Raw genomic sequence first — 14,365 nt, 5'->3', positions numbered from 1 at the left:
TACTTAGCCCACTAGGTTACAAACCTCGCGCCGCGATTAAACCGCCCCTAGTTTGAACAAATTTTAATCCGCAAAGGTCAACAGACCCTAGTCCCAATCAAACTTATACAGTATATCTACGTTTTGGTATAAGCCACTGGTTATTTCTATGTATAGTTTAGAGAGTAACTGATAGCGCACAGCCACTTCACTGAGTGAGTCAAACACCCCAACACTGTACTTAACCTGCAAGCTTGGAGCTATATAACCCGATATCTCTACTTTTGTTTGTTCACCACTGCCTTTAGAGCTTAAGCTTACATCAGATAAACCAAAGGTTTCACCCACCTTAGAAACCACTCCCTCACTGCGACTCACACCTTGAGAAAGTAATAACTGAGTTAACATAGCATCTGTAGAGCTGTCGCCCTCTCCTAATGGTTGCCCATTGAGTAAATAGGCTAAGGCTTGGGCTTGATCCATCGCAGGCTCAGAAAATACTTTTAACGTAGGTTGCTCAACACTGCCGGTTAAAGTCACTCCGGCAATCACACCATCAGCGGTATTATCTGGGTTACGAATCGCTTTAATATTGAGATACGGTTTGTCGATTGCGCCACTAAAGCCTATTTGCCCTGTTCTAATTATCAAGTCTTGCCCGAAGGCTAAATACGTCCCTTCTATTAAATTAAGCTCTCCGGTGGCAATAATTGGCGTACCTTGGCTCATTTTAAGCGCTAAATCACCAGTCACTTTAGACTCGAGCCCAAACGATTCGACTTTTACATCATTTTTTACTGTTACTTTTAAGTCTATATCATAATCAAAAGGGACTTTTTTAGCCGCTTGTGTTTTTTGATCAATAATTATTTCATCATCGCTTACTTGCACTGCGCCCTCGGGCAGCTCTTCAATTTCTATACGCCCATAAGGCACAACCACTTCACCAACAAGGTTAAGCGCGTTATCTGCTATGCCGATTTTTAGATCAGGTGATACTTTAAATATCACACCCTGCTGCGCTCTAACAAAAAACTCATTGCCAACAACTGCAACATTAACCGCGGGTTGCTCGCCTTGCCAATCAACATCACCGGTAAGTTTAACTTGCCCGCCTTGAGGATCACTTAAGTTGCCTTTAATTGTTGCTGTGGTTTTATTAAATAAAATATGTATATTAGAGTCTTTAAGTGCAACGGGTAATTGCTCTCCCTCTAAATTAATGTCTACAATATTAAGCTCACCATCTAACTGAGGATCTTTAAGCGTTCCTGCTAATGTAACCTGTCCGCTGATTGCCCCTTTAAGTTGCTCAAGCGTATCTAAAAATGGCTGAATGTCTGAGAGTAAAATTTTATCTATATTAACGTTACCAGAGAGTGTTTGTGTATTTTGAATGTCGTCAATGTTTATCTCGGTAGCTATTTTACCTAGCACACTGGATGCCAAGTTAGCTTCAATTTTACCAATCTGCGAATCTGAAAAAGCACTAATATTGAGTGTTTCTATTGGGAGTTTAAATCGATCCTCTTCTGAGGTTAGCACTGCATTTAACCCATTAGAATTTACATTCGCTCTGAGCGTTTTAAGTGCACCTGACTGCCAATTAGCAGCAAAATCACCTGTTAAGTCTCCACGTGTGCGAATATTATCTGGTAATAAGTGCTTAAGCTCTGCAAGTGAGAGGTTAGCAAGCTTTGCATTAAACTGCCCTAGCGCTTTTGTTTGCGACAAGGTATCTATACACAACTTACTTTGAGCTGATTGCCAACAATGAGCGCTCACATCAAAATCCCCGTTTTGTGTATTCACCATAACGGATATTTTTTTAGTATTATTAAAACTCAGCTTTTTATCACTAAGGGTTATGTCACTTAGCTCACCATTCCAAATGGCATTTTTCATTTTGCCATTAAGCTCAAGTTCCACCGCGCCTTTTTCGGCATCAATCGACGCGCTAAGTTGATGATCTGTTTTATCACCACTGGCAGCTATGTTTATATTATTAATTTGCTGCCCAGCGACCAGTGCAGATGCAACATTAACACTGAGATCAGTTTGCCAATCAGCGGCCGTATCTAATTGAGATTTTATAGCGAGTTTATTAATGTTTATCTCATTAAAAATAAAGCGCTCTAGCATAACAACTAAGTCAACCGAAGGGGTTAATCTGTTGCCGCGTACTTTTAAGTCCGCTTTACCGTTAGCAATAAAAGGCAGATTAGCCTGCTCATCACTATTAAGCATAATATCACCGTCAACTTGCCATGTATCATCTACCTGTCCATTCAAAGTTAACTTGTTAGTACCACTACTTAAATAAAAACTATCGATATCCGCTTTTAATTGATTATCTAACTTAAAGTTTGCAGCAAACTCTAAGGGCACGTTGTTTAGTAAGCCGGCTAGCTTAGTATTGTTCATTCTTAGCTGCCAGGTATCGGCTTGGGCGTTAAATACGCCTTTAAACGTCCCTGAAACATCACTGGTTAGGGCATCGGTTAAGTATTGCGCTTTTAAATTTGATAAAACGCCGGTAAAGTCCGCTTTAATTCCCTGTTGCCAATCAAGCTGTGCTTGAATATTCGCAGCGCTATCGTTAGCTTTTAAAGCAAGCGTTTCAAGCGTTGCCTTGTTTAGTGTGCCTTTTAGCTGAGCATTTAAATCTACACTTGGATAAGCATCTAGCTGAGTATTACCCGTTAAACTTAATTGATAGTCGTTAGCATTACCTTGGGCACTTAAATTGATGTTTTTAACCTTTAGCTCATTACTTTGTGTATTAATAAGCCATTGATTAATTTTGCCATTAACACTAAAGGGATAATTTTTCTGTTTGAGGTTGGCTGTTGCTCTCAAATTTAAAGGAAATAATCCTGTGGTATCAAGCGCAATGTTAAGCTTGGCTAGATCACCATTTATATCAAGAGTAGCTCCATGTTCATTCCCTTTTAAGCTAATGTTGCCGTTAATTGGCATTGCCCCTTCAAGTGTTGCATCAAGCTGAGTTTTTAACTGCCACTGCTGATAACCTGCCGATAGTGACTGTACCTTAATAGTGGCATCTTCTACGCTCATTTGCAGAGCAATATCATTAATTGAATAGTGTTGCTCGCCCTGATTTATTGTCACGTTGGTGATATTGAACTGCTCAACATTGATGTTAAGTGGTGAGATAAAATCGATATTGGGTAAAGCTGGCAATTCATTAATAGCCGCTGTTGTTTGTTGATTAGCCGCTGCTTGTTGAGCTGCGGTTTGCTCTTTCAATACCACATTAATGCGAGGAGTGGTTAAACGTTTAATTGTAATATCAGACCCTTCAGCCTTTGCCGACAATTGCAGAGTGTTAAGTGTTACGTTTGCACTTGAATGATTTAAAATAAATTCATCAATAGCTAGATTTTTTAATGCAATATTAAAGGGTAAGGTTATTTGTTCTAATGCTTCGGTTGGCGTATCGTCTTTATTCTCAGCGCTTTTTGGCAAGGTTAATTTAATCGACTTAGCACTTAAATTATCAATACAAATACCATCACATTGCCACCAAAATAAATCTATCTTTAGTTGCTGTGCATTAACACTTACGCCATTTTGGTCAAACTGTAAGTTAAACGCGTCATTGTATAAAAATCGGCCATTTTTTATTTCAATGGTAAATCCATCAACCAATTTATTCGCTGTGTAAGCAAGCAATTGATTACCTGGGGCGGTAAACAAAACACAAAACAGTGTAACTAACAGCGTTGCTAAAACGGCGCTAATTATCGCCGTTACTTTTTTAAATACTGACATTAAATTTCAGGCCCTATGGTAATACTTAAACGGGTACTTTTACTTTCTTTTGTGAGCCCCCACGCGTGATCAACTCTTATCGGACCAACCGGTGTTAAATAACGAAAACCAAATCCTGCACCTACTTCAAATTGTTCTGAAAAATCATTGGTTGCGGTCCCCCCATCAACAAACAGCGCAGCCCGCCAATTTTTAGCAAATTGGTAGTTGTATTCAACGGTACTCGCTAATAAATATTTACCACCAATACGCTCACCCTGCTCGTTTTGCGGAGAAATCGACTGATAAGCAAAACCCCTGATACTTTGATCGCCACCGGCATAAAATCGCAAAGAAAATGGCACGTTATTTATATCATTAACAATCATTGCGCCCACGTTTGCTTTTAAAAAAATCAGATGGCGGTCAAGGTAAGTACGTAACCAAGCATGCTGTAATTGAACTCTAACCAAATTGGTACTTGAGAGTACGCTATCGAGTCCAAACTCAGCTGAAATAGACCACTGCTCCCCCCAATAAGGTGTGGTGCCACCCTTTGATTGTTTACGCGCATAACTGATCCCAGGCATTAACATTTCAGTTGTTTTTTCTTCGTCATCCCCTATGCGGTAGGTTTCTTGCTCACGCCTTAAAAAAGCCGTTCGTACCCATTCATGCTCAGTTAACCACTGGCGCTGTAACTGCCCTGTTAATATTTCACTGTAGGTTTGATTGGTTAATTCATCTTCCAACTTATAACCGACAGAAAAGCGCCATAAATCATCGTTCGGATCATTCACCGGCACGGTGTAAGCCATGGAAATATCTTGCTGTTTTTGAGAAACATTTAAATTGCTTTCAAGATAGTGCCCGTTATCGGTGATCCATGGTTTACTCCATTTAAAACGTACTTTCGGCCCTAAATCTGTACTAAAGCCACCACCAATTTCATAACTATTTTCTGGTTTATGTAACACATCTACTTTTATAGGAACTTGCTTGTTTTTTCTCGCTGTAATATCGGCGTAAACACGCACGCTCTTAAAATAAGGGGTACTTGATAAATCAAGATTATAATCGGCAATATAGGATGCTTTGTAAGACTGACCCATTTTAAATGGCGCCAAAGAGCGGATATATTTTTCAGCTGGAGTATTTCTGGCAATTAAAATATCGCCAAACTGATAACGAACTCCGCTATCAATAGTAAAAGTAATGGATGCGCTGTGTTTTTTGAGTGATACTTCAAATTTTCTAACAGGCCATTTTGCATCGAAATATCCATACTCTAGCAACACTGACTCTATTTTTTGATGCGCGCTGCTATAAACCCCATGATTTAAAATATCACCTTGTTTTAAATTAAGATCTTCAATCGTTTTTTGAACGAACGGATCCTGTTTTGCTTCACCATTAATAGTTATATTAAGTGACTCAACACGTGTGGCTGGACCTCGCTCTATATTTACAACAAGTTCGCGCTCGTCTTTATCAAAATCAATATTTACTACTGGACTGTAATAACCTAAGGCTTTGATACTATTCTCAACTTGCGTTTTTGCATACCGACGAAGTGTACGGGTTGGTTTTTCACCAACAAGTTGTTTTAAATAAAGTGCAACGTTATTTTCTAAGTCGCCACTGATCCCTTTAATTTCATAATCTTCAATTATATTTTCAGAGGCAATAGAAGACAGGCTTACTAATAAGCAAAAAAAACAAAAAAACTTTAAAAGCTGATTGAACAAGTAAATATCCTTACTGTGGTAGCCATAAAATAAACCGTTAGACAGCAATATCATACCATAGCCACAATGAGCCTAACATTAACTTAATCGCAATTAACACTCAAAGATGCAGTCAAAATTTAGTACGCGTTAACGGTTTATTTTGGTTACAATAGCTATAACGAGTACAAAATAAAATTAATGAGTTTTTAATGCAATTCCCTGATGATGACAATGGCCAGCTTCTTGCTGAAATTTCCGCCGCCGGTGTAGATTTAAGTAAAATGCAACAAATTGATTTTTACATTTTATTTGAACAACAGGCTGATGCCGAAAAATTTGCAACTGAGATTGTAAACGATGCATTAGTGCAAACTGCTGATGTTGAAAAATGTAAAGATACCGGCGTTTGGGAAGTAATTGCCCATGTACAAATGGTGCCTGAACATGCACTGTTAGGCCAAGCAGAACAATACATTGAAAGCATAGCGAACAGTTTTAATGGCTATGGTGATGGTTGGGGATTAGACGCAGAAGAAGCATAATTCCTAATTTAAATAATGAATGAGATACCCAGCTTAGTCTATCGACTTAGCTGGTTTGCTTTTCTAAAGCTGCCTTTATAATCAAAAAGTTTATCTGCTACTTTCCAGCCATATTTTTTACTTTTTCGCGCAATCACAAAGTCCGGTGGTATTAAATCAAACTGCGCTTTTATAACTTGCTCTGCACTGCTAAATTCAACTGGTGACTGTCCCTGCCCTACACGCTTACCAAATTGCTGATTAAAGTAATACCGAGCACCTTTGTTTGATAAATCAAAAATTTCATCACAACTGGCTCCGTCTTCATCAAAATAAGTAATTTTTAACAATTGCTCTTTAAGTTTTACCACACTCAAGCCGCTACAACGTAGGACTAATGCATCTTTAAGGTTTAACGCATTACGAAGCTTATCATCAGGGTCGGCCATCACAGCACCACAGTCATGACATTTTCGAGCAGCAATATCATTTTGTGCGCCGCACTGCTCGCACTCTTTAAAACGAAAACGATAATCGCATTGCTCGCTTAAACCGTTATCATCTTCTAGCAAACCTTTACAACGCCTACCAAAGTGCTCGATTACTTTGCCGTCAGCATCTGTTTTTCCCCAAAATATATTGGCAAAGCCACACCCAGGGCACAGCACTTGCACGGGTTCATTATCGCTATCGCCTTTTTTATCGCCAACTTCTGGGTAGAATAAATCAAAGCCATTGCCCGCATAGTCAATCACTAAACAATCGTTTTTACCTTCTGCCAACCTCAAGCCTCGACCGACAATTTGCTGGTATAAACTCACCGACTCCGTGGGGCGTAAAATAGCTATAAAATCAACATGAGGGGCATCAAAACCCGTCGTCAGTACTGATATATTTACTAAATATTTTAACTGTTTAGCTTTAAATTGCTTTATTATTTTATCGCGTTCGCTATTAGAAGTATCTCCCGTGATCAGCGCACTGTGATCTTCTGGTAGATAAGTCATTATCTCTTGTGCATGCATAACCGTAGCTGCAAAAATCATCACGCCGTAACGATTTTCACTGTATTGTATAACCTGTTGTAAAATTGTTTGAGTTGCACGGGTCGATTTTTTTAACAGCGCATTCATATCCTCATTGCTATATTGCCCAAATGCATTGCTAGTTAAAGATGAAAAGTCATAATGGCTAATTGCAGCATCAACCTCTTTAGGGTGAGTTAAGTAGTTATGCTTAATCATATAACGCAAAGGTAGTTCAAAAATACAGCGCTTGAATGGACTTTCCTTATTGCCACGCACAAAGCCATGGTAATGATGCTGATAAATCCAGCCTAACCCTAGTCGGTAAGGCGTCGCGGTTAAACCTAATACTTTTAATTCAGGGTTGTGAGATTTAAGTGCATTAATAACTTTTCCGTACTGGCTTTTCTTTTCGCCATTTACTCTGTGACACTCATCAATAATAAGTAATGAGTAGTGCTCATTAAGTTTATTTAGATTACGCGATAACGACTGCACACTCGCAAAAGTGACCTGATGGGTTAACGACTTCTCTTTGAGTCCTGCGGAAAATATACTCGCTTCAAGGCCAAAGCTTTTATACTTTTGAGCATTTTGCTCCACTAATTCTTTTACGTGCGCCAACACCAATATTTTTTGTTTAGCAATACGCGCAAGTTCAGCTATCACTAAACTTTTACCCGCCCCCGTAGGCAACACAATAACAGCAGGTTCGTTAGTTTTTCTAAAGTGTAAAACGGTTCGTTCAACCGCCTCGCTTTGGTAGGGTCTAAGGGTGTAGGTCATGAGATAACAATTAAATTTTAATGAGGGATTTTAGCAAATAACTTAACTTTAAAGGTAATTATTAATTACGTGGTTTTTAAATCGCATAATTAAAACTCATTTTAATGGGGAATACTACGATAAAACATTTATATCTATTAATAATACCCCTAAGTTAATTACTCAGGGGTAGACTTTTATTTACCTATGTTTTTATCAAAAAATGTTAGCATTTTTTCCCATCGCTCTACATTATGCTCTGGTTTATAAAAACCATGCCCTTCACCTTTTTTGTACATCCACTCTACAGAGTGATTGCGTTTTTTAAGCGCATCTCTTAGCCTAAATGCATGCTCTTCAGGCACCCTTACATCTTGGCCACCCTGAATAATGAATACAGGTGCTTTGAGTTTATCTACATTATGCACTGGCGATTGTGCTTCTCTTTCTGCTTTTGTCTTCGGAAGTACGTTTTCTAAGTAATTTAAACCTGAAGATGATTCTGAGATATCGCCTTCTTCAAACATTAGCTGTAAATCGTAAACGCCTACAAAGCCTACAACACACTTATAAAGCTCAGGTTCTCGTATAGCACTTTGAACCGCAGCATAACCACCATAAGATGCACCATAAGAACAAATTCGACCTTCATCAACGACCCCCTGTTTAATTAGGTAACGTACACCATCGGTCATATCATCAATCATGCTTGTCCCCCAGCTTTGGTAACCCATTTGCAGAAACTTTTTACCATAGCCACCTGAACCACGAAAGTTCGGTTGAAAAACAGCGTATCCATGTGATGCAAGTACTTTTACATCACTACTTAATGTTGATAATGAATCTCTAATACCATGTGGGCCACCATGAGGATGCATTATTAGAGGTAAATTCTTATCTGCATTCACAGGGAGCGTTAGCAGCCCGCGAACCTCTAACCCATCACGTGTTTTATAAGAAATTAGCGTTGTTTGAGGGATCTCCTCCTGACTTAACCAAGGTTTAGCTTTAACTATCGCGCTAAGACTTCGTTTCTTAGTATCAAATAAGTAAAATTGCTTTGGGTTATTAGTGGAGCTAACTGTTAACACCAGCTTCGCATTATCTAAAGTTGAGGAGGTAACCTCTATAGTTTGGTTTTTAAATGAATTTGATAAGCTCGATAATAAACTCGCAAAGCCAGTATCTGTTATATCTTCAAAAAAAACATTTTCAATTGAATCTAATTCATAACTTGCTCCAATTACTTCACTGACTTTGCCGTTATTTATACTAACAACTGGCATTAGATCTGTATTTGGATGAGTCACTTTCACAGTTTGTTTGTTTGTTTTCAGATCAAATGAAGAGATAGATAACGTATCAGTTGTATTATCACTAATACCAATCACAGTTGAATTATCAGCTAAAAATGTAAGTGGGGTAAAAGATCCTGAATCACTGTCAAATCGGAGTACTTCATGCCACTCATCATCTTTATTATCTCTTGTGACTACAATACTTTGATTATTTTTATCTGGGGCAATACCTGTTGCCAGCCTCGCAATACCATTATGATCCAATAAAACGCTCGTATTTGTTCCTTTGTAAACACGTAAAGGAAGCTTCCCCATACTTTGTTTACGCCCTGAACTTGCTTTTACTCGCTGTAGTTCTAAATAAGGTTCGTCTGAGTATGGCGAAAATGACGAGATGATAATTTCATCGTCAGTCTCTGGTAAGAGATCAATGACTCTTGCCATTCGAATTCTTGAATCACCTGAACGAGGCCCAGCTATTATAGTTTTACTTTTACCATTAACGTTTATAGATAAAAGATCACCCGTTGCCATTGGCGCATCATAAGCACCATATTCTTGAGCGAGTGAAATAATTACTCGTTCATTATCTGCCCAACCAAAGTCTGCAACAGCTTCGCTTTCTTTTCCTTCGGTAATAGAAACAATCTCATGATTACTAACATTAAGTATAGTTAGCCTAATAGCGCCTGTTTCCGTTCTTGTTGTAGCTGCAAGATGTTTACCGTCAGGTGAGATTTTCATATTTATAAACTGCGCATGCTTAGCGTAATTTTGCAACTTAACGCTATCGACCTTGGCCAAAGCCCCTACTGATGCAGCAGCTAAAAACATCCCTACAGTAAATTTAGCTATATTCCTCATAAGTATTTCCTTATCAATAAAAAAGCCCTCCTACGAGGGCTTAATAAATAAACTTTAATCTAAATACTGATTAAAAATTATAAGTAACATTCGCAAAAAATCTACGGCCTAAATTATCATATTGTGAATAAAGCGCACTGTTACCAACGGCTCTAACATAACTAGGAGATACTTGCGGTGGCTCTTCATCAAAAACGTTCGCAATACCCATTGTTACATCAAATTGGTCAAGCTTTAAATTACCTGATAGTGAATGGTAGAATACTTTAGGTGTTTCAGCTACAAAAGTAATATCTTCACCACGGTAAGTTGATTCATTTGAATCATCATAATATTCATAGTCATTCGTTTCATCAACATAGCGTGTAGTCCATGTTAAGCTCCAGTCATCCTTTTTGAATGTTGCTGAAATATTACCAACATGTTTAGGATCACCAATCTCACCAATGTATTGGCTTGGCTCACTGTCAGCAAAAAGCTGGTAAGTGCGCTCTAACTGAACAGTATGCTCAATGTTGAAGTATACCGAACCAAAATCGAAATCATCACGGTAAGTGAAGTTTAAATCAACGCCACGTGTACCTTGGTTTGCAACGTTAGTGTAACCACCGTAGATAGTATCAATACCGTAATTGCCGTCTGTTCCATCATTTCGCGTGAACTGAGTACAAATAGGATCATTCGGGAAGTTTTCAGAGTTATAACAAGTGCTTGTTATATCACTGCCACCTAAATTAGCTACTTGGTTGCTAATATCAACTTTGTAGTAATCAGCTGAGAATGCATAAGTATTTTCCGGGCTTGTCCACACAAAACCAAAACCTTCCGAAATTGAAGTTTCAGCTGATAAACGCCCTGCACCACCACTTGTTACACTTGTTGCAGAACTTGAAGTTGAGCCATCATAATCAGTAGGTACGCCTGAGGCTAAACAGTTATTGTAAATGCGTTCTGATACCGTACCATCAGCATAGCCTGCACCATAGTCATAACATGGATCGACTGAATTTTGGCCAAAAAAGCCAGTTTGCCCAGCTAAATATAACTCGTACAATGCTGGAGAACGGAACGATGACCCACGAGATCCTCGTAATGTGAAGCCATCAACAACTTCCCATGTTAGACCCACTTTGAAGGTGGTATCGCTTCCGTAAGTAGACACATCAGTCCAACGTCCTGATGTTGTTAACTCCATACGCTCAGCCCATGATTCCGATTCGAAAAGAGGTATACGAATTTCACCAAACACAGCGCGCGTATTTTGCGTCCCAGCGGTGCGGCTTGCACTACTTAAACCCCATGAGTTACCAGTAGAAGAAGCAACCCCAGGCGTATCATCAAGTTCATCTTTTTGATAAGAAACACCAAAAGCGCTACCAACTGCACCTGCAGGTAATTCAAATAAATCACCCGTAATATATGCTTCTAGCGTTTGTTGCTTGTAAATGGTTTCACCTGTTTCTTCACCAAATAAGAAGTTACGAACTTCATCTGAAGGATTACCATATAAAAATTGTGGATCTGTCCAAGGTACATCAACACATGTTTTTCCTGAATTAGCAGTAACCTCACCAGAACATGATGTCCCATTTCCTAAATGCTGTTGGGCCATTACCATTGAATCGCGGTAAATTACTTTATTTTGGTATTCACCTTTACTATGGCTGTTTTGATAAGAAACGTCCCAATCCCAAAAACCTAAAGAACCCTCCAAACCAAGAACAAAACGTCTGTAGTCGATCGTCGTTTCGCTACCATAATGATCCGTCAATGCAACTGGCATAATTCGAACATCACCACCAAAACCTTCATATAAATCAGCATCAGGTCGAGCTATATCACCAACCCAAAATTGACGGTATGCTTGTGTTTCAGTTTTACGAGAACTATATAAGGCTTCTGCATAACCACTTATACTATCCGTAAAGCTATAGTCACCTTGTAAAAACAATGAATAAGTAGCTGTTTTAGGTATCATTGATTCGTTATCAGAAAACGGATGTTCTAGGTGTCTCCATCCATCAGACTCTTTATCAAACCCTACATTATACCAACCATCTGGAGTCGTAAAATCGCCTGGACCACTAGCAGCATCATTAAAGCTACTGTAACCATTGTTACCAAAAAAACCATCATAATCGTAAGAGCCATAGCCAGAGTCAAAGTTAGATGCACCATCATTAGTTAACCACAAACCATAGCCGCTTTCGTTACAATGGTATTTACCTGTACGAGGGTCAATTGGATCGGCTCGCTCACCATCTTCGTTATAATATCTACGAGCAGTACAATCGAAAAACTCACGATCGCCTCGCTGTAATTCATGTTGTACTTTATAATCACCAACTACACGTATCGACCCTTTTTCAAACTCTTCACCGATTGAAAAGTTTACACGTTGCTGTTCACCACCTGACTCAAATGGTTGCGAAAGGTCAACTGAAATAGACTTATCATCACCTTTTTTAGTAATAATATTAATTACACCTGCAACCGCATCAGAGCCATAAAGAGAAGATGCACCATCTTTTAACACTTCAATACGTTCAATAGCAGATACTGGTAATGCATTCATATCAAATGATGATACTTGTCCGCGTGTACCGGCAGGACCAGCACGACGACCATTCAGTAGTACTAAAGTACGATTGGCACCAAGACCACGCATTGAAATAGTTTCCGTACCAGCACCACCAGAAGTTACATAACCAACAGACAATGCCGATGTTACTTGGCTAGAGCCTGCAGCAATTGTACTTGTTCGTAATAACTCACCTAAAGATGTGATCCCTTGATTAGCTGCATCTTCAACAGAAATAATAGTAATTGGCGTATCGCTAGCAAAGCTATCTGTACGTATGCGAGAACCTAAAACTTGTATTTTTTCAACTTCTTGAGCACTCTCTTCTTCTGCAGCAAATGTACTTGCTGAGAAAGCAGCTGTAGATACTGCACCAAAAGCGATCGCTAAACGAACTGCTTTTGAAACTTTGTTATTTAACATGTGATTCTCCCTAGAACACTATTATATTTTTATTATTTAACTAGACAGGCAAATATCAGCATTAAAACCTGTCTGTTATTTAACATCTTAAGCTTAACTTATGCACAAGGTCAACACCCTATTTACACTTAAGTTACAAGAACAAAATTTTTAACTTTATTTTTTTTACATATCACCAAGTTCTTTCAAAGGTTAAATAAACGACTTAAATTAAAAGTATACTTTTAAAACAATTAATTCTTTAATATCAAAAGCTTGGACTAACTATAAGGTTTAAATACTAAATAACTTAATTTGACTTAAGTAATTATTTTGTATGAGGTAATTATCACAATACTTGAGTTATGAAAGCAAATGTATCTATTTAATAGTTGGTTTACTTTTAATTAAAATTACTTATAAATTAAGCATGAAATCTTACACTTATAGTAAATAATAGAAAAAGTTTTATAAGTAGACACATCGATTTGTTAAAAGATAAATATACGTTCTTTAATTCTAAATATTGATTGCAGGTTTAAAAATAATAAATGTCGATATATTTTGTTCTGAAATAGTTAGCTGCTCAAGTGTAATAACCTCAAAATATGGGCTTATTTTAATTTCACTTATTAGCCTGGCTGCATTAGTTGCGGATTCTATTTGTTGATTCAATCTATTCTGATAATTAATGTATGTATTCCTGATGGAATCAAATTCTAACTTATCTAGACTACCCTTTTGATAGCTTGACATCATATTTACTATATCTGAGGCTAACCCTGAGTTCGCAACCTCAGCATTTTGTATATTCAATTGCAATAAAATATCAATATAAGATTTAGCATCAGCGATCGAAAAGTTAGTATTGAGCTTGTTTTCCAAACTCTGCAAGCGTTGATTACTCGTCCAAGCCGATATTGCATTACTTACTTGTTTACTTGTTTCTGTAATAATAGATTGTTCATAATGTAAGTTTAATGCAATATAACCATCACTATTTATATGATTACTTATAAACTCAAGAATATCATTTTCTTTAATATACTCTGCGCCGAAGTTAGATACTATTAAATCGAATTTTTTTTCTAGTTGACTTTTTTCATTGATTATAAACTCTGAAAGTAAATTTAGTTTATGCCTTTGCGGAAGTGAAAAGCTGACTTTTCCTGCATCAAGACAATTGAAGTAGGCATCATATTTAAGTGTATCTGCTAAAATATGGGAAACCATACCACTTCCACAAGCTAAATCTAAAATTGCTAATCCATCGCTTTCACAAAACCTAGTACCGAATAGCTTCCATTGTGAGTTTATCAAATTATTCAATTCTTCGTTTGCTTTACCTGGTAAACAACTTATCTCTTTGCTACACCAATAATCAGTCCAATGTTTCAAAGTTTTCTCCAATAAAAAAGGAGCCAAA

The 14,365-nt window shown here is 37.9% G+C and carries 7 protein-coding genes; 1 reads left to right on the top strand and 6 read right to left on the bottom strand.

Features of this window, described 5'->3' with window-relative positions:
- Nucleotides 1–87: 87 nt before the first annotated feature.
- Together tamB and LOC50_RS04225 are read right to left on the bottom strand one after the other, a co-directional pair.
- On the bottom strand, nucleotides 88–3,774 hold the full coding sequence (tamB, locus tag LOC50_RS04230; protein ID WP_250653683.1) for an autotransporter assembly complex protein TamB: 3,687 nt from the start codon (nucleotides 3,772–3,774) through the stop codon (nucleotides 88–90).
- The gene (locus tag LOC50_RS04225; RefSeq protein WP_250653682.1) at nucleotides 3,774–5,501 is read right to left on the bottom strand and encodes an autotransporter assembly complex protein TamA; all 1,728 of its coding nucleotides are present in this window, start codon (nucleotides 5,499–5,501) and stop codon (nucleotides 3,774–3,776) included. Before LOC50_RS04225 ends, tamB begins: the two co-directional genes overlap by 1 nt.
- Before the next feature lie 191 nt (nucleotides 5,502–5,692).
- Between LOC50_RS04225 and LOC50_RS04220 the strand changes: the two genes are divergently transcribed.
- A complete protein-coding gene (locus LOC50_RS04220) occupies nucleotides 5,693–6,025 on the top strand; it encodes a ribonuclease E inhibitor RraB (RefSeq protein ID WP_036982019.1) in 333 nt (110 codons plus the stop codon).
- Nucleotides 6,026–6,063: 38 nt separating this feature from the next.
- On the opposite strand, the gene radD is transcribed toward LOC50_RS04220, so the two are convergent.
- From radD to LOC50_RS04200, 4 genes are all read right to left on the bottom strand, one after another.
- Nucleotides 6,064–7,815: a DNA repair helicase RadD gene (gene radD, locus LOC50_RS04215; protein ID WP_250653681.1), complete on the bottom strand. Its 1,752-nt coding sequence runs from the start codon at nucleotides 7,813–7,815 to the stop codon at nucleotides 6,064–6,066.
- Nucleotides 7,816–7,991: 176 nt separating this feature from the next.
- Entirely contained in the window at nucleotides 7,992–9,956 is a 1,965-nt protein-coding gene (locus LOC50_RS04210; RefSeq protein WP_250653680.1) for a S9 family peptidase, read from the bottom strand.
- A 70-nt stretch (nucleotides 9,957–10,026) separates the two neighbouring features.
- Nucleotides 10,027–12,960: a TonB-dependent receptor plug domain-containing protein gene (locus tag LOC50_RS04205; protein ID WP_250653679.1), complete on the bottom strand. Its 2,934-nt coding sequence runs from the start codon at nucleotides 12,958–12,960 to the stop codon at nucleotides 10,027–10,029.
- 498 nt (nucleotides 12,961–13,458) lie between these two features.
- Complete coding sequence (locus LOC50_RS04200) at nucleotides 13,459–14,364, bottom strand: class I SAM-dependent methyltransferase (RefSeq protein ID WP_250653678.1); 906 nt, start codon at nucleotides 14,362–14,364, stop codon at nucleotides 13,459–13,461.
- Between the last annotated feature and the right edge of the window lies 1 nt (nucleotide 14,365).

Source organism: Pseudoalteromonas sp. SCSIO 43095 (assembly GCF_023650455.1).
GTDB lineage: Bacteria > Pseudomonadota > Gammaproteobacteria > Enterobacterales > Alteromonadaceae > Pseudoalteromonas > Pseudoalteromonas tetraodonis.
Note: the sequence above shows the minus strand (reverse complement) of the source record. Positions and strands in the feature narration are given on the sequence as shown.

Excerpts from the sequence above, each read along its gene's own strand:
- LOC50_RS04220 (WP_036982019.1), top strand. The coding sequence starts at position 5,693 with ATGCAATTCCCTGATGATGACAATGGCCAGCTTCTTGCTGAAATTTCC.
- radD (WP_250653681.1), bottom strand. The coding sequence starts at position 7,815 with ATGACCTACACCCTTAGACCCTACCAAAGCGAGGCGGTTGAACGAACC.
- tamB (WP_250653683.1), bottom strand. The coding sequence starts at position 3,774 with ATGTCAGTATTTAAAAAAGTAACGGCGATAATTAGCGCCGTTTTAGCA.
- LOC50_RS04205 (WP_250653679.1), bottom strand. The coding sequence starts at position 12,960 with ATGTTAAATAACAAAGTTTCAAAAGCAGTTCGTTTAGCGATCGCTTTT.
- LOC50_RS04210 (WP_250653680.1), bottom strand. The coding sequence starts at position 9,956 with ATGAGGAATATAGCTAAATTTACTGTAGGGATGTTTTTAGCTGCTGCA.